This is a genomic window from Pseudomonas sp. NY15374 (assembly GCF_048068255.1).
Lineage (GTDB): Bacteria > Pseudomonadota > Gammaproteobacteria > Pseudomonadales > Pseudomonadaceae > Aquipseudomonas > Aquipseudomonas machongensis.
This window is the reverse complement of the sequence record NZ_JBLUPZ010000014.1, coordinates 105604-125184: the sequence shown is the minus strand read 5'-3', so window position 1 is coordinate 125184 and position 19581 is coordinate 105604. Positions and strand designations below refer to the sequence as shown.

Sequence of the window (19581 nt, the reverse complement as noted above, 5' to 3'; positions counted from 1 at the left end):
GCGGTTACTCGCCCGTCCGTTCTGGGATGGCAGTCAACAGGTGTCTCTGGATTGTTATCGCCGGAGGCGTTGCGGCCCCCGGCCGTTATGGGCTGCTCAGCGGCTGACCGGGGTCGGCCGCTGCTGCTCGGCCCGTCGCCCGAGGACCTCGTACACCGAGGGGTAGGCGGGCCTTTCCACATAGCGTCCCGCGCCCGGCTCGGCGCGCAGGTCGCCATCGGCCCAGAGCACTCGCCCCTGGCTGATGGTGTGGCTGGGAATGCCGCGCACCGTGCGACCTTCGAAGATGTTGAAGTCGACCTTCTGGTGATGGGTGCTGGCAGAAATCGTGCGTGTGCCCTGCGGATCCCAGAGCACCAGGTCGGCGTCGGCTCCGACACGGATCGACCCCTTGCGCGGGAACAGGTTGAAGATCTTGGCCGTGTTGGTCGAGGTCAGCGCCACGAACTCATGCATCGACAAGCGCCCGCTGTTCACGCCGGCGTCCCACAACACCGCCATGCGGTCCTCGATGCCGGCGGTGCCGTTGGGGATGCGGCTGAAATCATCACGGCCCATGGCTTTCTGCTCGGCGCAGAAGCAGCAATGGTCGGTGGCGGTGGTGTGCAGGCTGCCCGATTGCAAGCCGCGCCACAGGGCTTCCTGGTGTTCGCGGGGACGGAATGGCGGGCTCATTACATAGCCGGCGGCGGTGGACCAGTCGGGGTTGCGATAGACGCTGTCGTCGATCAGCAGGTGCCCCGGCAGTACCTCGCCATACACCGGCTGGCCCTTGGCCCGGGCGTAGGTGATCTCATCCAGTGCTTCCTTGCTGGAGATGTGCACCAGGTACAGCGGGGTGCCCAGCGTTTCGGCTATACGGATGGCGCGGCTGGCCGCCTCGCCCTCGACCTGCGCCGGACGCGACAGCGGATGGGCCTCGGGGCCGGTGATGCCCTGGGCCAGCAGTTTCTTCTGCAGGTGGTACACCAGCTCGCCGTTCTCCGCATGCACGGTGGGCACCGCGCCCAGTTGCAGGCAGCGCTCGAAGCTGGCGACCAGGGTGTCGTCGGCGGCCATGATCGCGTTCTTGTAGGCCATGAAGTGCTTGAAGCTGTTCACACCGTGATGGGCGACGAGCTCGCCCATCTCCTGGGCGACCTGCTCGCTCCACCAGGTGATTGCGACGTGAAAACCATAGTCACTGGCCGACTTCTGCGCCCAGCCGCGCCAGGTGTGGAACGCCTCCAGCAGTGACTGCTGCGGATTGGGGATGACGAAGTCGATGATCGAGGTGGTGCCGCCGGCCAGGCCTGCGGCGGTGCCGCTGAAGAAGTCCTCGCTGGCCACAGTGCCCATGAATGGCAACTGCATGTGGGTGTGCGGGTCGATGCCCCCTGGCATCAGGTACTGGCCGCTGCCGTCCAGGACCTGGCAACCGCTGGGCACTTCGAGGTCTTTGCCAATGGCGCGGATCAGGCCGTCGGCACACAGGACATCGGCGGGATAGCTTTCTTCGTGGGTGACCACGGTGGCGCCACGGATCAACAGGGACATACCGTCTTCCTCGCAGGCTGACCGGTCGTTTTGCCGGTTCTTGAAATTGTTTTGTGCCAGCGGTTGGAGGCTGCGTTGCAATCCTGTCAGCGCTGACAAGATTGGAATCTAGATGCTGATCAAGGATTGATCAAGAAAAAATTTTATGAGCTTATTGCTTTTATAAATTACTGAAATATAAGTGTTTTCTGTATAAATCACCAAAATGGACAGGCTGCTCACCATTTTGACGCACTTGACAAGAAGCAGATTTGGTCAAGATTTTCCATGCGAAATCAGCCGTTTGAAACCTGGCTTGCCGGCGCGAACCACGCCACGCAAAAACCAGGCTGCACCAGATTGAAACCGAGTGCGCAGGCCAGGGCGGGCCGCCACCAGCAAGACGACAGGGCAAGGCATGACCGTACCTTTCCCTGGCGCTAATCAATGCCTTGCAAATCAGTGAATTACCTCCAGTCGGCGGTGGCCGGCAGGGTTGGCCCGGGCCAATCCGGCACGCAATTTGAGTGCGGCCACAACCGCCAGGCCGGACCGGAGGTGCAGTACTGGTGAGGTGTGTAACTCCGGCCATCGATTCAGCCGATGAGCGAATAACTAGAACAATCTGGAGAAGGCCCCATGCAACAGAGCAGATCGCAAGTGATCGAGCAGCACGGGCTGTACGAGCTGTCCGAAGGCACTGATGTCCTCGACAGCCCTCGCTACAACCACGACATCGCACCGACCAAGGTGTACCAGCGTACCTGGAACAAATGGCACATCACCGCCTTGTGGGTCGGCATGTCCATCTGCGTCCCTACCTACACCCTCGGCGGGGTCCTGACCGCCTACTTTGGGCTGAGCGTCGGCGAGGCGCTGCTGGCGATCTTGCTGGCCAACCTCATCGTGCTGATACCGCTGACCCTCAACGCCTTCCCCGGCACCAAGTACGGCATTCCCTTTCCGGTGCTGCTGCGCGCCTCGTTCGGCATTCTCGGCTCCAACGTGCCGTGCCTGATCCGCGCGGTGGTGGCTTGCGGCTGGTTCGGTATCCAGACGATGTTCGGCGGCCTTGCCATCCACCTGTTCCTGGGGTCGCTGTTCGACGGCTGGAAGAGCCTGGGCGGAACCGGCGAGGTGATCGGCTTCATGCTGTTCTGGCTGCTCAACCTGTGGGTGGTGCTGCGCGGCTCGGAGTCGATCAAATGGCTGGAGACCCTGTCGGCACCGCTGCTGGTGGCGGTGGGCGTAGGCTTGCTGTTCTGGGCGCTGCCGCACATGTCGATGAGCGAACTGCTGGCCCAGCCGCCCAAACGCCCGGAGGGGGCCAGCGTGGTCGGCTATTTCTGCGCAGGGCTGACGGCGATGGTCGGGTTCTGGGCCACGCTATCGTTGAATATTCCCGACTTCAGCCGCTACGCCAAAAGCCAGAAGGACCAGATCCTTGGCCAGATCTTTGGCCTGCCGCTGACCATGTTCCTGTTCGCTGCCTTGGGCGTGATCATGACCGCCGCCTCGGCATCGCTGGTGGGCGAAACGGTCTCGGACCCGGTGAGCCTGATCGGACGTATCCAGAGCCCCGGCTGGGTGGCGCTGGCCATGGCGCTGATCATCATCGCCACGCTGTCGACCAACACGGCGGCGAACATCGTCTCACCGACCAATGACTTCCAGAACATCGCCCCACGCCTGATCGGGCGCAGCCGCGCGGTGTGGCTGACCGGGTTCATCGGCTTGGCGCTGATGGGGCACGAATTGCTGAAAAAGCTTGGCTGGATCGTTTCCGACCTGAGCCTTGAGAGCGTGTATTCCAACTGGCTACTGGGTTATTCCAGCCTGCTCGGGCCGATTGCCGGGATCATGGTGGTGGACTACTTCCTGATCCGCCGCCAGCAACTGGACCTTGCCGGGTTGTACCGCGATGACGTGTACCCGGCCTGGAACTGGGTCGGGTTCCTGGCATTCGCGGTGCCGGTGGCGCTGACCGTGATGTCGATCGGCAACAGCAGCTTCAGTTGGTTCTACGACTACGGCTGGTTTACCGGTTCGCTGCTGGGGGCGGGGCTGTACTACGTCCTGGGCCGAGTCGCGGTGCGTGGAACGGCGCGCCTGGTCAAACCATCACCCTGAATCTGGCTGGCCGCTACAGCCGAATCACCAGAACAAGAAATCGCCTGAGGAGAGTCTCGATGAAACCGATCAAGGAAGTGCTGCACTCCACCGACCGCCATGTCGACAGCGCGCGCCTGTGGCAATCGCTGATGGACCTCGCGCGCCTGGGCGCCACGCCCAAGGGCGGGGTCTGCCGATTGGCGCTGACCGACCTGGACCGCCAGGCCCGCGACCTGTTCCGGCAGTGGTGCGAGGCCGCAGGCTGTAGCGTCAGCGTCGATGCGATCGGCAACATGTTCGCCCGGCGTCCCGGACGCAACCCCAAGCTGCCACCGGTGATGACCGGCAGCCACATCGACACGCAGCCCACTGGCGGCAAGTTCGATGGCTGCTTCGGGGTGATGGCCGGCCTGGAGGTGATCCGCACCCTGAATGACCTCGGCGTGGAAACCGAAGCGCCGCTTGAGGTGGTGGTGTGGACCAATGAGGAAGGCTCGCGTTTCCCGCCGTGCATGATGGGATCGGGGGTGTTCGCCGGCAAGTTCACCCTCGAAGAGACGCTGGCCAAGCGCGACGCCCAGGGGACCAGCGTCGGTGAGGCGCTGCAGGCCATCGGTTATGCCGGCCCGAGGGCCGTGCTGGGGCATCCGGTCGGGGCGTATTTCGAGGCGCATATCGAGCAGGGGCCGATTCTGGAGGATCAAGGCAAGACCATCGGCGTGGTGCTCGGCGCCCTCGGCCAGAAGTGGTTCGACCTGAGCCTGCGTGGCGTCGAGGCGCACGCCGGGCCGACGCCGATGCACCTGCGCAAGGATGCCCTGGTCGGCGCGGCGGCAGTGGTCGAGGCAGTCAACCGCACCGCACTGGGGCATCAGCCACATGCCTGTGGCACGGTCGGTTGCCTGCAGGCGTATCCGGGGTCGCGCAACGTGATTCCGGGTGAGGTACGCATGACCTTGGACTTCCGTCACCTTGAGGGAGATCGGCTCGATTCGATGATCGCCGAGGTGCGTGAAGTGATCGACAGCACGTGTGCCAAACACGGGCTGAGTTTCGAGCTGACGCCAACGGCGGATTTCCCGGCGCTGTATTTCGACCGCAACTGTGTCGATGCCGTGCGTGAGTCGGCCAGGAGCCTTGGGTTGGCGCACATGGATATCGTCAGCGGGGCAGGGCACGATGCGATCTTCCTGGCCGAGCTGGGCCCGGCAGGCATGATTTTCGTGCCGTGCGAGAACGGTATCAGCCACAACGAGATCGAGAACGCCACGCCCGAGGATCTGGCGGCGGGTTGTGCAGTGTTGCTGCGGGCGATGCTGGCAGCATCGGAGGCGATTGCCCAAGGGCGATTGGCGGCCTGACTGCGAGCGGTGCCTGGCATCGGCTCAGCCGATGTCAGGCATTGGACATGCCCCCTTGCCGACGTGACCGTGCTGGCCGGGCGTTGGGCGTTGCACAAGCGCGGCGATTACTGACGCCCGGCCTGCCTGGTTCAGATCACGCCGCAGGCCACGCGGTCGCCGCCACCGCCCAGGGGCATGGGCATGTCGGCGTGGTTGTCGCCACCGGCATGGATCATCAAGGCGTGGCCCTTGATTTCGGAAATCGTCTTCAGGCGCGGCGCCAGGACCGGATAGGTGGAGGTGCCGTCGGCGCTCACATAGAGCGCCGGCAGGTCGCCCAGATGGCCATCGCCATAGGGGCCCAGGTGCTTGCCGGTCTTGGCCGGGTCGAAGTGCCCGCCCGCGGCCAGCGCCGCCACTGCCTTGCCATCTTTCATGCCTGGCGCACAGCTGCCGTTCTCATGCACGTGGAAACCATGCACGCCTGCGGGCAGGCTGTTCAGCTTGGGGGTGAAGATCAGCCCGTAGGCCGACTCGCTGATGCTGACCTGGCCGATGGGTTGTGCTTTGCCATCGGCGCTGACCAGGTTGACCGGTACATCAAGGGTAGCGGCGTGGGCGCCGAGGGACAGGGTGCCCAGCAGGGCGAGCCAGAGGTGTCGTTTCATGTTTGCCTCTTCAATTCAATGACAGGAAAGCGGGGTGGCGGGAACCTGAAAGTTGTTCCGGCGGGGCAAGAATAGAAAGGGCTGAGCGCGAGAGTCCAACTAAAATTGGTAATTAAAAAAAACAGAAAAAGCTATGGAATAAACGGCGTGAGATAAGTGTTATGGGCGTTTTTATTGCCTGAAAGTATGAGTTCATGAAACAAGGACGATAAATAACAAGATGAGTTCCCTTCACTTGTAAAAATAATGGCTTCGGCGCACTGTATGAAAAATCAACAGGCCGAAAGTTGCCGAGCAGTTTCCCAGGAGGGCGTATGCAAGTGCCTGGCAATGCGTACGAAGGTTCAGGTGCGCAGCAGGTCGCGGCCAGGCGCCGAGGGCTTGGGGGTGTCATTGAGCAGCGTGCCAATCGTTTGCCTGGCGCGGGACAGCCGACTCATGACCGTGCCGATAGGCACCTCCAGGATGTCGGCGGCTTCCTTGTAGCTGAAGCGCTCCACCGCCACCAGCAGCATCACTTCGCGCTGGCCCTCGGGCAGGCTGTTCACTGCCGTGAGGATCTGCTGGTGCATCAGATCGGTTTCCGGGGTGGGCGCGGCAGGGTCGGTCACCGACTCGATGACGCTGTCGTTCCACTCCGAGCGCGAGCGGCTGCGCACGTTGCGCGAGCGCACCTCGTTGATCCAGGTGGTATGCACGATGGCGAACATCCAGCTCAGCGGCGCAGTGTCCGGCCGCAGTTGGTGGGTACGTTCGAGGGCGCGCACGCAGGCGAGCTGGACCAGGTCTTCAGCGTCGTGCCGGTCGCCCGAGAGGCGCAGGGCAAAGGCCCACAGGCGCGGCAACATGCCAGGGAGCAGTGCAGGGAGGTCGGCACCGGTGATCGACATAGTTCCTCGTTCTTGTACTGGGTGGACTGGAAGTCAGTTGCTTCTCATGCGGCCGCCGTACGCTCCGGCCGGCGGATTCCCTCGCATGTCTTGGACTTCATTGTCGCTGAGCCGATACACTGCGCGGATTGTGCCACCACCTACGCTAAAAACCTATCCGAGTGCGTTTCAAAATCGATTTATAATGCTGGCTGTGTCGCATTTGCCGACTTGTCAGCGTTAGGTAAAGCTGCTTGCGGCTGTTTCAGTGATATTAATATGATGGCGAGCTGACTACCCCTTCGCTCGCAGGTCGGCCCACAAGGCCGCAACGATGCCGTAACAGAAGTGCGAAGTACCATGAATAACGGAGACCGGGAATTGACCACCACCGTCGCGGATGATGCCCTGCTGATGGCCTATGTTGACGGCGAATTGTCGCCGCAACAGTGCGAGGAAATCGAGCAGCTCATGAACGCTTCGCCCGAAGTGGCCGAGCGTGTCGCGCTGTTGATGTCGTCTGCCCTGCCATACGCCGAGGCCTTCGCCCGCCAGGCACTGCCCCCGGTCCCTGACAGCCTGGTGAGCAACGTCGATGCGTTGATCGCCCGGCACGCCGCCCCGGCCAGCGCGGTGCCCTCGCGTCCGGCAGCCGAGCCCGAAAGCCTGCTCACCCGTCTGTTCGGTCGCCCCAGGTTCGGTTGGCTGGCCGTGGCCTTCGCCACCGGTGCGGTGTGCTACGGCCTGGTGCTGCAGGCGGGTTTCATCGGTGGTGCGCTGAACACCGACCGCGCGCTGCAGGCGCCCAGCGTCGCCCAGGTCCAGGCCTCGCCCTGGGTGATGCAGGCTGCCAGCTACCAGCAACTGTACACCCGCGACACGGTCAACTACGTCACCCCTGACACCGACGATGTGCGCAAGACCCTTGCCGACATCCGCCAGATCGACGGCCTCGAGTTGCGCGTGCCAGACCTCAGCGCCGCCGGCCTGACCTTCAAGCGCGTGCAGCGCCTGCGCTTCAACAACAAGGCGCTGATCCAGCTGGTGTACCTGCCGCAGCAGGGCGATCCGGTAGCCCTTTGCGTGATGAAGGAGCCCAAGCCCGACCAGTCCATCGCCCAGTTGAACGTCGCTGGCATGGATGTTGTGGTCTGGCGTCAGTCTCAGCTAGGCTACGCGCTGATCGGCGCCCCGGACGGCGTCGACCTCGATGCCGTGGCGCGCGTGGTCGCGGACCGCAGTTCGGGCCAGTTGTATACGGCCAATGCCAGCCTGCCATCGCCGTTGTGGTTCGCCGATATCCGCCAATAAGGACCCTGGTGACGGGCGACCGGATTCTTGGATCGCCTGAATGCCTGCTCAGCACCGCCGCCACGTCCTCCTTGCCCTGTTCCTGACACTGTCCGCCGGCCTTGGCTGTGCACTGCTCGTCGAGCGCAATGGCTGGGCAGCCCCCTCATCGTTATCCTCTCCTGCCGGCGCTGCCCACATGGTCGATGCGTTCGAAGCGGTGTCCGGCCCGCAGCCGGGCTTTCGCCGCAATCACGCCAAGGGCCTGTGCGTCAGCGGTCGCTTCGACAGCAACGGCCAGGGTGTCGCACTGGCAAACACCGGGTTGTTGCGCACTGGCAGTTACCCGGTGACGGGGCGCTTCTCGGTGGTCGGTGGCAACCCGTCGGTCAACGATACCCAAGGGGGCATGCGCAGCCTGGCGCTGGACATCAGCAACGGCGGAGAAACCTGGCGCATGGCACTCAATTCAAGCCCGGTGTTCTTCGTGCGCACCCCCGAGGCGTTGCTGGAACAATTGCAGGCCTCGGTGCCGGCCGACGGTCGTGAGGCGCGCATTCGGCATTTTCGTCGCGACCATCCCGAGAGCCAGGCCTTCGAGGACTGGATGGCTGCGCACCGGCCATCGACGGGGTTCGACAACGCGGCGTACTTCAGCGTCAACGCCTTTCGCTTCAATGCCGCAGACGGGCAAGAGCACCTGGTGCGCTGGCGTCTGCAACCAGAAACGCCCTATGCGCCGCTGAGCGATGAGCAGATCGCGCAGAACGACCCCGACATGTTGTCCTATGGCCTGGCCTCGCGCCTGGCCGAGGGGCCGCTGCGCTGGCACCTGATCCTCACCCCGGCGTTGCCGGGCGACCCGGTCAACGATGCCACGCAGTTGTGGACTCAGCCAGGTCACCAGGAGATCGATGCCGGGGTGCTGGTGATCGACGCCCAGCAGCCGCAGATGGACGGCCCGTGCCGCGACATCGATTTCAATCCATTGATATTGCCACCTGGCATCACCCCCTCGGACGACCCGCTGTTGCAGGCACGCGGGGCGGCCTATGCCGAATCGCACCGGCGCCGGGTGCGGGAGATGGCGGGGCAGTAGCTCGCCAGTTGCGGTGCCTGTGGTGGCCCTATCGCGGGACAAGTCGGGGCGCCGAACCGCCGCTCCTACAGATACCCCACCGCTCCCAGATTAAGCGGTGAACCTGTGTGCGGGCTTGTCCCGCGATAGGGCCATCACAGCCCCCAAAAAATAATTTCCCACCCCCGGAATAATCCCCACCCCCCACCTGTTATCCCCTCAGAACACGCATTCCGATGGGGTCCTTCGATGTACCTTAACCACCTGGCCGAACCGCTGACCGCCGACGCCCCCTGTGGCGTAAGCCTGGAATACGATGCCGACTACCTGGCCCTCGAGGAAGAGGTCCAGGGCAAGCCGGAAGTCGAATATGGCAGCACCCTGACCCAGGCCACCGCCGCCGACTGGAAACGCGTGCACCACCTGGCCCTGGCCCTGGCCCAGCGCAGCCGAGACCTGCGCCTGGCCGCGCACCTGACCCGCGCCGAGCTCAACCTCAACGGCTTCCCTGGTCTGGCCGCAGGCCTGGCACTGATCGAAACCCTGCTTGCGGACCAGTGGGCCCACCTGCACCCGCAACTGGACCCGGAAGACGGCCACGACCCGCAACTGCGCGTGAACACCCTGGCCAGCCTCTGTGAAACCGCCGGCCTGCTGCACGACCTGCGCACCACGCCGCTGGTCGATCTCGCGCCGCTGGGTAGCGTCAGCCTGCGCGACATCGACCTGGCCAACGGTGAAGCCAGTGCCACGTCTGATTCGCAAAGCCCGTCCCTGGCGATGATCGAGGCCGTCTTCCAGCAAGCCGCTCCCGAGCACCTCGCCGACACCCTGGCCACCCTGGAGCATGCCTGGCACAGCAGCCAACGCATCGAGTCGCTGCTGACCGAGCACGTCGGTTTCACCAGCGCCATCGACCTCAGCGCGTTGTCCACGGCGCTGCGCCGCGCTGCCGAGGTACTGCGCCATCGACTGCCCGCCACGCCCATCGACACCGCGCAGGCCGCCACACCACAGGCCCGCACCACCGGTGCCAGCCCGCGTGGCGAGATCGCCAGCCGCGAGGACGTGCGCCAGACCCTGGATCGACTGTGCGCCTACTTCGCCGTACACGAACCCGGCAGCCCGGTGCCGCTGCTGTTGCAGCGTGCCCGCAAACTGCTGGATCTGAACTTCATCGAATTGCTGCAAGACCTGGCCCCCGATGGCCTGGCGCAGATGGCCATGGTCAGCGGCGTGCGCGACGACCCGCGCAGCGACGACTGATCGACACACCCCGTTAACCCAGCACAGGAGCAGTCCCGTGGCAGAAAACAGCCAGAAGTTCATCGCCCGCAACCGCGCCCCCCGGGTGCAGATCGAATACGACGTGGAGATCTACGGCGCCGAGAAGACCGTGCAATTGCCCTTCGTCATGGGCGTGTTCTCCGACCTTTCCGGCAAGCCTGCCGAGCCGCTGCCGCCGGTGGCCGAGCGCAAGTTCCTGGAGGTCGACGTCGACAACTTCGACGAGCGCCTCAAGTCGATGAAACCGCGCGTGGCCTTCCAGGTGCCCAACACCCTTACCGGCGAGGGCAACCTGCCGGTGGAGATCACCTTCGAGAACATGGACGACTTCAGCCCCGGCGCGGTGGCGCGCAAGGTGCCGTCGCTGGATGCACTGCTCACCGCACGCAACCAGCTGTCCAACCTGCTGACCTACATGGACGGCAAGGTCGGCGCCGAGGAACTGCTCGCCCGCGTGCTCGCCGACCCTGCGCTGTTGCAGGCCCTGGGCAGCGCGCCGAAGCCGACTGCCGACAGCAGCGACTGACCTCAACTCCCTGATCGAACCCTGACACCCGGCTGGGCCTTCGCGGCACCGGCAGGTAGACCCTTTTGCCCAAAAAACGAGGGATGCTGCAATGTCCACCCCACAAGCCCATGAGGCAACGGCCCCCGCAGCGGCCCGCGAAGTCGACCTCGATGACTTCGCCAGCCTCTTGCAAAAAGAGTTCAAGCCCAAGACCGACAAGGCCCGCGACGCCGTCGAGAACGCCGTGCGCACCCTGGCCGAGCAGGCCCTGCAAGGCACCCGGCTGATCACCGGCGATGTGCTTGGCACCGTCGAAGGCATGATCGCCGAGCTCGACCGCAAGCTCTCCGAGCAGATCAACCACATCCTCCATCACGAGGAATTCCAGGGCGTGGAAAGCGCCTGGCGCGGCCTGCACTACCTGGTGAACAACACCGAGTCGGACGAGTCGCTGAAGATCCGCGTGATGAACATCTCCAAGGCCGAAGTGCATCGCACCCTGCGCAAGTTCAAGGGCGTGGCCTGGGACCAGAGCCCGATCTTCAAGAAGCTCTACGAAGAGGAATACGGCCAGTTCGGCGGCGAGCCATACGGCGCGTTCGTTGCCGACTACTACTTCAACAACAGCGCCCCGGACGTCGAGCTGCTGAGCCAGATGGCCAAGGTCAGCGCCGCCGCCCACTGCCCGCTGATCACCGCCGCCGACCCCAGCGTGATGCTGATGGAATCCTGGCAGGAGCTGGCCAACCCGCGCGACCTGACCAAGATCTTCCAGACCCCCGAGCACGCCGCCTGGCGCAGCTTCCGCGCCTCGGAAGACTCGCGCTACGTGGGCCTGGCCATGCCGCGCTTCCTCGCCCGCGCGCCCTACGGCGCCAAGACCAACCCGGTGGAAGACTTCGACTTCGAGGAAACCACCGACGGCGTCGGCAGCAAGGACTTCACCTGGGCCAATGCGGCCTACGCCATGGCGGTGAACATCAACCGCTCGTTCAAGCACTACGGCTGGTGTTCGCAGATCCGCGGCATCGAGTCCGGTGGCGCGGTCGAAGGGCTGCCGGTGCACACCTTCCCGACCGACGATGGCGGCGTGGACATGACCTGCCCGACCGAAATCGCCATCAGCGACCGTCGTGAAGCAGAACTGGCCAAGAACGGCTTCATGCCCCTGGTGCACAAGAAGAACAGCAACCTGGCGGCCTTCATCGGCGCGCAGTCGATGCACAAGCCCGCCGAGTACGACGACCCCGACGCCACTGCCAACGCCAACCTGGCCGCGCGCCTGCCGTACCTGTTCGCCACCTGCCGCTTCGCCCACTACTTGAAGTGCATCGTGCGCGACAAGATCGGCTCGTTCAAGGAACGCGCCGACATGCAGGTGTGGCTGAACAACTGGATCGGCCGCTACGTCGAGCACAACCCGGCCACCGCCACCGAATCGGACAAGGCGCGCAAGCCGCTGGCCGGCGCCGAGGTGGTGGTCGAGGAGGTCGAGGGCAACCCCGGCTACTACCACTCCAAGTTCTACCTGCGCCCGCACTACCAGCTCGAAGGGCTGACCGTGTCGCTGCGCCTGGTTTCCAAGCTGCCGTCGGCCAAGACCTGACGGCGCGCGTTCCCCAGCACCCTCACTGACCCACCGAAAAGGTACAGACCATGATCCTGCTCAACTTCAACGGCAAGAAAATCAAAGGCACCTCGACCGTCTCCGGCCACGCCGACTGGATCACCATCGACGCCCTGCAGATGGGCGTCGGCCGCGCCATCTCCACCAGCGGCGGCGGCGCCGACCGCGACACCAGCAACCCGTCGTTCTCGGAGATTTCCCTGACCAAGGCCACCGACCTGGCGTCCGCCGACCTGTTCATGGAAGCGGTGTGCGGCAAGAGCCTGGGCAAGGCGGAGATCCACTTCATCCAGACCGGCGGCGCCGAGAAGAAAGAGCAGGTGTTCCTCAAGCTCGAACTCGAGGAGGCGATCATCAGCTCCTACTCGGCCAGCAGCAACGGCGAGCGCCCGAGCGAAACCTTCTCGATCAACTTCACCAAGATCAGCTACCAGTACGACTCCTTCAGCGGCGAGAAGATCACCACCGGCACGCCGAAGAAGTGGGACCTGGAAGCCAACGCCAAGATCTGACCTGGCCCCTTGGCCGGCCGGTGCCCAGGTGCCGGCCCGGCCCTTCGACCTGGAGTGTCGCCCATGACCCCCTTCATTTTGCCTGGCGCTGTCGATCATGGCTGAGCTGACCAGCAGTGAGCGTCTGCAACCCTCGCTGCTCGACCGCCTGAGCGACGACGCCCGCGACCAGTCGCACGAGCCCCGCGAGCAGCGCGTGCTGTCGATGCGCGCGCTGCGCAAGGCGGTGCTGCGCGACCTCGGCTGGCTGCTCAACAGCACCTGCCTGGGCAGTGTGCAGGACCTCACCGCCTACCCGCTGGCGGCGCGCTCGGTGCTCAACTTCGGCCTGCCCGACCTGTCCGGCAAGACCGCCACCGGCCTTGACCCGCAGGCTCTGGCGCGGCGCATCGAGCAGGTGATCGTCGATTTCGAGCCGCGCATCCTGCCGGCCAGCGTGCGCGTCACGCCACTGGCCCGGGACCGCGAACAGGCCAGCCCCAACCAGGTGGCGTTCGAGATCCACGGTGAGCTGTGGGGCCAGCCGCTGCCCGAGCGCCTGTACCTGAAGACCGAACTGGACCTGGAGGCGGGCGATGTGAAGCTCTACGACATCGACGCTGGAGGTGTGCGATGAACCCCAAGCTGCTGCGTTACTACGAGCGCGAACTCCAGCACCTGCGCGAGATGGGCGGTGAGTTCGCCCGCGATTTCCCCAAGGTCGCCGGGCGTCTGGGGCTGGAAAGCCACGCCTGCGCCGATCCTTACGTCGAGCGCCTGCTGGAGGGCTTCAGCTTCCTCGCAGCGCGCGTGCAACTGAAGATCGACGCCGAATTTCCACGCTTCACCAATCACCTGCTGGAGCTGGTCTACCCCCATTACCTGGCACCCACGCCAGCCACGGCCCTGGTGCAACTGCAACCGGACCTCGCCGAAGGCAGCCTGGCCGCCGGCTTCACCGTGCCGCGCGGCACGCCCTTGCACAGCCTGCTGGGCAAGGGCGACCAGACCGCCTGCGAATTCCGCACCGCGCATGACGTCACCCTGTGGCCGATCGAGCTCACCGAGGCCCGTTACTTCGCCTGCTCCGGGCAGGTCGGCGGTGTCGAGCTGGCGCGCCTGGGCCCGGTCAAGGCGGCGCTGCGCCTGCGCCTGAAAGTCGGCGCCGGGCTGACCTTCGACAAGCTCGCCCTCGAGCGTTTGATGCTGCACCTGCGCGGCACCGAAGGGCTGGCCGGGCGCATCCAGGAGCAACTGCTGGCCCAGGCCGCCGGGGTGCTGGTGCAGCCGGTGCAGGCCGACAACCGCTGGCACGCCTTCATCGACGCCTCGGCGCTGCGCGCCCAGGGCTTTAACGACGACCAGGCCCTGCTGCCGGTGGCGCCGCGCACCTTCCAGGGCTACCGGCTGCTGCAGGAATACTTCGCCTTGCCGCAGCGCTTCCAGTTCGTCGAACTGGACGGACTGGGCCCGGCGGTGCAGCGTTGCGACGTCAGCGAGATGGATGTGACGGTGCTGTTCAAGACCTTCGTGCCAGCGCTCGAAAGCAGCGTGTCCGCCACGCAGTTCGCGCTGCACTGCACCCCGGCGATCAACCTGTTCCCCAAACGCGCCGACCGCGTGCACCTGTCCGACCAGCAGGTCGATTACCACGTGGTGCCCGACCGCACCCGGCCGATGGATTTCGAGATCCATCAGGTCACCGGCGTCACCGGCCACGGCAGCGGTGCCGAGGCCGAGCAGCGCTTCGAGTCGTTCTACCGCGCCAACGACCTGCACGACCCTCGCCAGGGCGCCTGGTTCCAGGTGCGCCGCGACACCCGCGTGCTCAGCGCCCAGCAGCGTCGCCAGGGGCCGCGCTCCAGCTACATCGGCAGCGAGATTTTCCTGACCCTGGTCGACGCCCACGAGGCGCCGTACCGCAGCGACCTGCGCCAGCTGGGCGTCGACACCCTGTGCAGCAACCGCGACCTGGTGCTGAGCATGCCGGTGGGCGTGGGCAAGACCGACTTCACCGTCGAGTCCGGCGCGCCGGTGCAGGCGGTGCGTTGCGTGGCCGGGCCGACCGCGCCGCGAGCCTCGTTCGCCGAGGGCGAAACCGCCTGGCGGCTGGTCAGCCACCTGTCGCTGAACTACCTGTCGCTGCTCGACCAGGACCCGGAGCAGGGCGCCAGCGCCTTGCGCGACCTGCTGCGGCTGTACTGCGGCGTCAGCGATACGCCGGTGCACAAGCAGGTCGACGGTCTGCGCTCGGTGAGCGCGCGGTCGATCGTGCGACGCTTGCCGATCCCAGGCCCGATCACCCATGGCCGTGGTTTGCAGGTGTGCGTCACGGTCGACGAGAGCGCCTTCGAAGGCGCCAGCCTGTTCGTCTTCGGCGCGGTGCTGGAGCAGTTCTTCGCCAAGTACGTGGCGCTCAACAGCTTCACCGAAACCCAGCTGCACAGCACCACGCGCGGCTTGATCATGCAATGGCCGGCGAGGGTAGGGCGATGCGAGATCCTCTAGCGTTGTTGCAGCGGCTCGCGCAGAAACCGGCGTCGTTCGACTTCTACGCCGCCCTGCGCCAGCTCGAATGCGCCTTCGCCGACCGCCCACGGATCGGCCAGGCCAGCCGCCCGACCGACGAGCCGCTGCGCTTCGGCCAGCAGCCGTCGCTGGCCTTCGAACCGGCGATGCTGGCGGGCCTGCAGGCGGGCGACGGGCACCAGGCGCCGCGCCTTCTGCTCAATGGCTTCGGCGCACTGGGCGCCAACGGCCCACTGCCGCTGCACCTGACCGAATACGTACGCGACCGCCAGCGCAATGTCGACGACCCGACCCTGGCGCGCTTCCTCGATATCTTCCACCACCGCCTGATCAGCCTGTTCTACCGCGCCTGGGCCAGTGCCCAGCCAGCGGTGAGCCTCGACCGCCCCGGCGCCGACCGCTTCTCCGACTACGTGGCCTCGCTGATCGGCCTGGGCATGCCCTCGCTGCAAGGCCGCGATGCCGTGCCGCAACTGGCCAAGCAGCACCATGCCGGGCGTCTGGCGCCGCACATGCGCAATGCCGAAGGCCTGGCCGCGCTGCTCAGCGACGACCTCGGCGTGCCGGTGCAGGTGGAGCAGTTCGTCGGCCACTGGATGACCCTGCCGGCCGATGGCCTGTGCGCCCTGCGCAGCGGGCCGAGCGCCGAGCGCCTGGGCGTGGGCACGGTGCTCGGGCGCAAGGTGTGGAACGCCCAGGGCAAGTTCCGCCTGCGGGTCGGCCCGCTGAGCATGGCCCAAGTGCGCCGCCTGCTGCCGGGCCAGCCCGGCCTGCGCCGGCTGACCGACTGGGTGCGCCAGTACGCGGGCCTGGCGCTGGACTGGGACGTCAACCTCATCGTCACCCGCCAGCACCTGCCCGGCACCCGCCTGGGCCGGGATGCCCGGCTTGGCTGGAGCAGTTGGCTGAGCAGCGCACCGCCGAGCGAAGACGACCGCCAGTTGCTCATCAACCCGCGCCTTACCCCTTCCGTTTCCCCCTCATCGCAAGGATCAGATCATGGCTGAGATCAGTCGAGTGGCCCTGTTCGGCAAACTCAACGGCCTGTGCTACCGGGCCATCGAAAGCAGCACGGTGTTCTGCAAGCTGCGTGGCAACCCCTACGTGGAGCTGGCGCACTGGCTGCACCAGTTGCTGCAGGCGCAGGACAGCGACCTGGTGCGCATCGTGCGCCACTACAGCCTCGACCCGGCGTGCCTGGCCGCCGACCTGACCACGGCGCTGGACCGCCTGCCGCGTGGCTCCACCTCGATCACCGACCTGTCGTTGCAACTCGAAGACACGGTCGAGCGCGCCTGGGTGCATGCCACGCTGATGTTCGGCGAGGCCAAGGTGCGTTCCGGGCACCTGCTGGTCGGCCTGCTCAAGGACCGCGCCCTGCGCAATGCGGTGCTGGCGTTGTCCGCCGAGTTCGCCAAGGTGCCCATCGACGACCTTACCGAGTGCTTCGCCACGGTGCTGGCCGACTCGCCCGAAGCCCATCAGGCAGCCAGCGACGGCTTTCAGCTGGCACCGGGGGAAAGCTCCGACGCGCTGCCCAGCACCGGCCCGAATGGCCAGGAGGCGCTGGCGCGCTTCACCGTCGACCTCACCGGGCAGGCGCGCAGCGGCACGCTGGACCCGATCGTCGGGCGTGACGACGAGATCCGCCAGGTCATCGACATCCTCATGCGCCGCCGGCAGAACAACCCGTTGCTGGTCGGCGAGGCCGGGGTCGGCAAGACCGCCGTGGTCGAAGGCCTGGCCCAGCGCATCGTGCGCGGTGACGTGCCGCCAGCGCTGCGCACGGTGCGCCTGCTGGTGCTCGACGTCGGCCTGCTGCAGGCCGGGGCGAGCATGAAGGGCGAGTTCGAGCAGCGCCTGCGCGCGGTGATCGACGAAGTGCAGGCCAGCGTCACGCCGGTGATCCTGTTCATCGACGAAACCCACACCCTGGTCGGCGCGGGCGGTGCGGCGGGCACCGGCGATGCGGCCAACCTGCTCAAGCCGGCGCTGGCCCGTGGCACGCTGCGCACGATCGGCGCGACCACTTTCGCCGAGTACAAGAAGTACATCGAGAAAGACCCCGCGTTGACCCGGCGCTTCCAGACCGTGCAGGTCGACGAACCCGACGAGGCCCGCGCGCTGCTGATGCTGCGCGGCATCGCCGAGAGCATGGCACGCCACCACCAGGTGCAGATTCTCGACACTGCGCTGGCTGCGGCGGTGCGCCTCTCGCACCGCTACATCCCCGCGCGCCAGCTGCCGGACAAGGCCATCAGCCTGCTCGACACCGCCTGCGCGCGGGTTGCCATCAGCCTGCACGCCACCCCGGCGGCGGTGGACGACAGCCGTCGGCGGCTCGAAGCGCTGGACACCGAGCAGGCGATCATCGCCCGCGAGCGCGCGCTGGGGGTGGACACCGACGCGCGCCAGGCGGCCCTCGACGCGCAGCGCACCCGCGAGCGCGAGCGGCTCGATGGCCTGGAGGCGTCCTGGGCCAGCGAGCAGGAACAGGTGGCGGCGATCGTCGAACTGCGCGGGCAACTGGGCGGCGAGGGCGCGAGCGACGACGCCCTGGTTGAGCTGCGCAGCCGCCAGCAGGCGCTGGCCGAGGCCCAGGGCGAGACGCCGTTGATCCTGCTCACCGTCGACGAGCAAGCGGTGGCCGCCGTGGTGCAGGACTGGACCGGCATTCCGGTCGGACGCATGGTGCGCAACGAGATCGACAACGTGCTCAACCTGGCCAGCAGCCTGTCGCGCCGCATCATCGGCCAGCCGCATGCCCTGGAAGCCATCGCCCGGCGTATCCAGACCGCGCGCGCCGGGCTCGACAACCCAGGCAAGCCGATGGGCGTGTTCCTGCTCGCCGGCACCTCCGGGGTGGGCAAGACCGAGACCGCCCTGGCCCTGGCCGAGGCGCTGTATGGCGGTGAGCACAACCTGGTGACCATCAACATGAGCGAGTACCAGGAAGCGCACACGGTCTCCAGCCTCAAGGGCGCGCCCCCCGGCTACGTCGGCTACGGCGAGGGCGGCGTGCTGACCGAGGCGGTGCGGCGCAAGCCCTACAGCGTGGTGCTGCTGGACGAGATCGAGAAGGCCCACCCGGATGTGCACGAGCTGTTCTTCCAGGTGTTCGACAAAGGCTGGATGGAGGACGGCGAGGGCAGGGTGATCGACTTCAGGAACACCCTGATCCTGCTCACCACCAACGTCGGCACCGAGACCATCAGCCACCTGTGCCAGCGACCGGAGCGGGTGCCGGACCCGGAAACCATCGCCCGCGCCCTGCGCGAGCCGCTGCTGCACGTCTTCCCGCCCGCGCTGCTCGGGCGGGTGGTGACCATCCCCTATTACCCGCTGAGCGACGCCATGCTCGCCAGCATCATCCGCCTGCAACTGGGCCGCATCGAGCGGCGCCTGGCCGAGCGCCACGGCGTGCCGTTCAGCTGCGACGAGGCAGTGGTAGCGCTGATCGCCAGCCGCTGCACGGAGCTCGAGAGCGGCGGGCGGATGATCGACGCGATCCTCACCCATTCGGTACTGCCCGCCATCAGCCGCGAATTCCTCGAACGGATGCTGCGCGGCGAAGCAGTCACCCGCGTGCACCTGGGCGTGCGCGACGGCGCCTTCGACTACACCTACGACGAGGAAGCGGCATGATCATCACCATGCACCTGTACACCGGCCTGTTCGTCTACGGCGACGCCATCGCCCAGATGCGCACCTTGCTGGCCATGCCCAAGGGGCGCGAAGGGTTCTTTCGCATCGACCTGATCCTGAAGCCAGGCGAGGGCGTGGCGGCGAGCCTGCTGATGTCGCGCAAGTCCCTGTACATCGATGCCTTCCTCGGTGCCGATGGCACCTGGTACCACTTCGCCGATTCCGAGCCGCCGTTCGCCCCGAAGCTGGGCGTGGGCGGCAACAACAATCGCGTGCGCAAGATTGACCTGAAGGGCACTCATTCGGCCTTGCGCACCAACACCACGGCCACCACCTACTCGGCCTTCACCCGCATGGACCTGGTAGCGCTGCGCCAATACAGCGGCGGCGGCTTCGACCACCTCAGGCTGCCGCTGTCGTTCGCCGTGGTGGCCTGCGCCGAAGCGGTGCGCTTCAAGGAAACCGAGCTGCGTATCGAACGCCTGCTGGCCAGCGAGCACGACGCCTACAAGCCGCTGAGCGACTGGCAGACATTGTTCAAGGACTGGGAAAAGCTCACCGAGGTGCAAAGCGCCAAGGTGTGGGTGCGCCACGCAGGCTGACAGGGGAGACAACGAGC

Annotated in this window: 16 protein-coding genes; 13 read left to right on the top strand and 3 right to left on the bottom strand. The window is 65.9% G+C overall.

Annotated elements, in window-relative coordinates; all coding sequences use genetic code 11:
* Positions 1-96: 96 nt before the first annotated feature.
* Positions 97-1536, bottom strand: coding sequence for a dihydropyrimidinase (gene hydA, locus ACNFHO_RS24400; RefSeq protein WP_416767646.1), 1440 nt, complete (start codon positions 1534-1536; stop codon positions 97-99).
* A 618-nt stretch (positions 1537-2154) separates the two neighbouring features.
* On the opposite strand from hydA, the gene ACNFHO_RS24395 reads away from it, so the two are divergent.
* Positions 2155-3645, top strand: coding sequence for an NCS1 family nucleobase:cation symporter-1 (locus ACNFHO_RS24395; RefSeq protein WP_416767645.1), 1491 nt, complete (start codon positions 2155-2157; stop codon positions 3643-3645).
* Positions 3646-3704: 59 nt separating this feature from the next.
* Positions 3705-4988, top strand: coding sequence for a Zn-dependent hydrolase (locus ACNFHO_RS24390; protein ID WP_112898712.1), 1284 nt, complete (start codon positions 3705-3707; stop codon positions 4986-4988).
* 131 nt (positions 4989-5119) lie between these two features.
* Here ACNFHO_RS24390 and sodC read toward each other — a convergent pair whose 3' ends face one another.
* Together sodC and ACNFHO_RS24380 are read right to left on the bottom strand one after the other, a co-directional pair.
* Complete coding sequence (gene sodC, locus ACNFHO_RS24385) at positions 5120-5638, bottom strand: superoxide dismutase family protein (RefSeq protein ID WP_112898711.1); 519 nt, start codon at positions 5636-5638, stop codon at positions 5120-5122.
* A gap of 344 nt (positions 5639-5982) precedes the next feature.
* Positions 5983-6528: an RNA polymerase sigma factor gene (locus ACNFHO_RS24380; RefSeq protein ID WP_196759873.1), complete on the bottom strand. Its 546-nt coding sequence runs from the start codon at positions 6526-6528 to the stop codon at positions 5983-5985.
* Positions 6529-6867: 339 nt separating this feature from the next.
* On the opposite strand from ACNFHO_RS24380, the gene ACNFHO_RS24375 reads away from it, so the two are divergent.
* The 11 genes from ACNFHO_RS24375 to ACNFHO_RS24325 all read left to right on the top strand — a co-directional run bounded on the left by ACNFHO_RS24375 (position 6868) and on the right by ACNFHO_RS24325 (position 19564).
* Positions 6868-7818: an anti-sigma factor family protein gene (locus ACNFHO_RS24375; protein WP_416767644.1), complete on the top strand. Its 951-nt coding sequence runs from the start codon at positions 6868-6870 to the stop codon at positions 7816-7818.
* Between the two features lie 40 nt (positions 7819-7858).
* Positions 7859-8896 carry a catalase family peroxidase gene (locus ACNFHO_RS24370; protein WP_416767643.1) on the top strand — a complete coding sequence of 346 codons (1038 nt, stop codon included), beginning with the start codon at positions 7859-7861 and terminating at the stop codon, positions 8894-8896.
* A 228-nt stretch (positions 8897-9124) separates the two neighbouring features.
* Entirely contained in the window at positions 9125-10141 is a 1017-nt protein-coding gene (tssA, locus tag ACNFHO_RS24365) for a type VI secretion system protein TssA (RefSeq protein WP_416767642.1), read from the top strand.
* Positions 10142-10178: 37 nt separating this feature from the next.
* Positions 10179-10688, top strand: a complete 510-nt coding sequence (tssB, locus tag ACNFHO_RS24360) for a type VI secretion system contractile sheath small subunit (protein WP_054895420.1) — start codon at positions 10179-10181, stop codon at positions 10686-10688.
* Between the two features lie 91 nt (positions 10689-10779).
* Positions 10780-12276, top strand: a complete 1497-nt coding sequence (gene tssC / locus ACNFHO_RS24355) for a type VI secretion system contractile sheath large subunit (protein ID WP_063545520.1) — start codon at positions 10780-10782, stop codon at positions 12274-12276.
* Between the two features lie 50 nt (positions 12277-12326).
* A complete protein-coding gene (locus tag ACNFHO_RS24350; RefSeq protein ID WP_054895422.1) occupies positions 12327-12809 on the top strand; it encodes a type VI secretion system tube protein Hcp in 483 nt (160 codons plus the stop codon).
* Positions 12810-12906: 97 nt separating this feature from the next.
* Positions 12907-13425, top strand: a complete 519-nt coding sequence (gene tssE, locus ACNFHO_RS24345; RefSeq protein ID WP_416767639.1) for a type VI secretion system baseplate subunit TssE — start codon at positions 12907-12909, stop codon at positions 13423-13425.
* Complete coding sequence (gene tssF, locus ACNFHO_RS24340; RefSeq protein WP_416767637.1) at positions 13422-15296, top strand: type VI secretion system baseplate subunit TssF; 1875 nt, start codon at positions 13422-13424, stop codon at positions 15294-15296. The genes tssE and tssF overlap by 4 nt, the downstream gene beginning before the upstream one ends.
* Positions 15281-16324, top strand: coding sequence for a type VI secretion system baseplate subunit TssG (gene tssG, locus ACNFHO_RS24335; RefSeq protein ID WP_416767635.1), 1044 nt, complete (start codon positions 15281-15283; stop codon positions 16322-16324). Before tssF ends, tssG begins: the two co-directional genes overlap by 16 nt.
* Entirely contained in the window at positions 16317-18962 is a 2646-nt protein-coding gene (gene tssH / locus ACNFHO_RS24330; protein ID WP_416767633.1) for a type VI secretion system ATPase TssH, read from the top strand. The genes tssG and tssH overlap by 8 nt, the downstream gene beginning before the upstream one ends.
* The gene (locus ACNFHO_RS24325) at positions 18959-19564 is read left to right on the top strand and encodes a ribosome-inactivating family protein (protein WP_112898705.1); all 606 of its coding nucleotides are present in this window, start codon (positions 18959-18961) and stop codon (positions 19562-19564) included. The genes tssH and ACNFHO_RS24325 overlap by 4 nt, the downstream gene beginning before the upstream one ends.
* The last annotated feature ends 17 nt before the right edge of the window (positions 19565-19581 follow it).

Coding starts and splice junctions, on each gene's coding strand:
- hydA (WP_416767646.1), bottom strand. CDS start 1,536: ATGTCCCTGTTGATCCGTGGCGCCACCGTGGTCACCCACGAAGAAAGC.
- ACNFHO_RS24395 (WP_416767645.1), top strand. CDS start 2,155: ATGCAACAGAGCAGATCGCAAGTGATCGAGCAGCACGGGCTGTACGAG.
- ACNFHO_RS24390 (WP_112898712.1), top strand. CDS start 3,705: ATGAAACCGATCAAGGAAGTGCTGCACTCCACCGACCGCCATGTCGAC.
- sodC (WP_112898711.1), bottom strand. CDS start 5,638: ATGAAACGACACCTCTGGCTCGCCCTGCTGGGCACCCTGTCCCTCGGC.
- ACNFHO_RS24380 (WP_196759873.1), bottom strand. CDS start 6,528: ATGTCGATCACCGGTGCCGACCTCCCTGCACTGCTCCCTGGCATGTTG.
- ACNFHO_RS24375 (WP_416767644.1), top strand. CDS start 6,868: ATGAATAACGGAGACCGGGAATTGACCACCACCGTCGCGGATGATGCC.
- ACNFHO_RS24370 (WP_416767643.1), top strand. CDS start 7,859: ATGCCTGCTCAGCACCGCCGCCACGTCCTCCTTGCCCTGTTCCTGACA.
- tssA (WP_416767642.1), top strand. CDS start 9,125: ATGTACCTTAACCACCTGGCCGAACCGCTGACCGCCGACGCCCCCTGT.
- tssC (WP_063545520.1), top strand. CDS start 10,780: ATGTCCACCCCACAAGCCCATGAGGCAACGGCCCCCGCAGCGGCCCGC.
- ACNFHO_RS24350 (WP_054895422.1), top strand. CDS start 12,327: ATGATCCTGCTCAACTTCAACGGCAAGAAAATCAAAGGCACCTCGACC.
- tssE (WP_416767639.1), top strand. CDS start 12,907: ATGGCTGAGCTGACCAGCAGTGAGCGTCTGCAACCCTCGCTGCTCGAC.
- tssF (WP_416767637.1), top strand. CDS start 13,422: ATGAACCCCAAGCTGCTGCGTTACTACGAGCGCGAACTCCAGCACCTG.
- tssG (WP_416767635.1), top strand. CDS start 15,281: ATGCGAGATCCTCTAGCGTTGTTGCAGCGGCTCGCGCAGAAACCGGCG.
- tssH (WP_416767633.1), top strand. CDS start 16,317: ATGGCTGAGATCAGTCGAGTGGCCCTGTTCGGCAAACTCAACGGCCTG.
- ACNFHO_RS24325 (WP_112898705.1), top strand. CDS start 18,959: ATGATCATCACCATGCACCTGTACACCGGCCTGTTCGTCTACGGCGAC.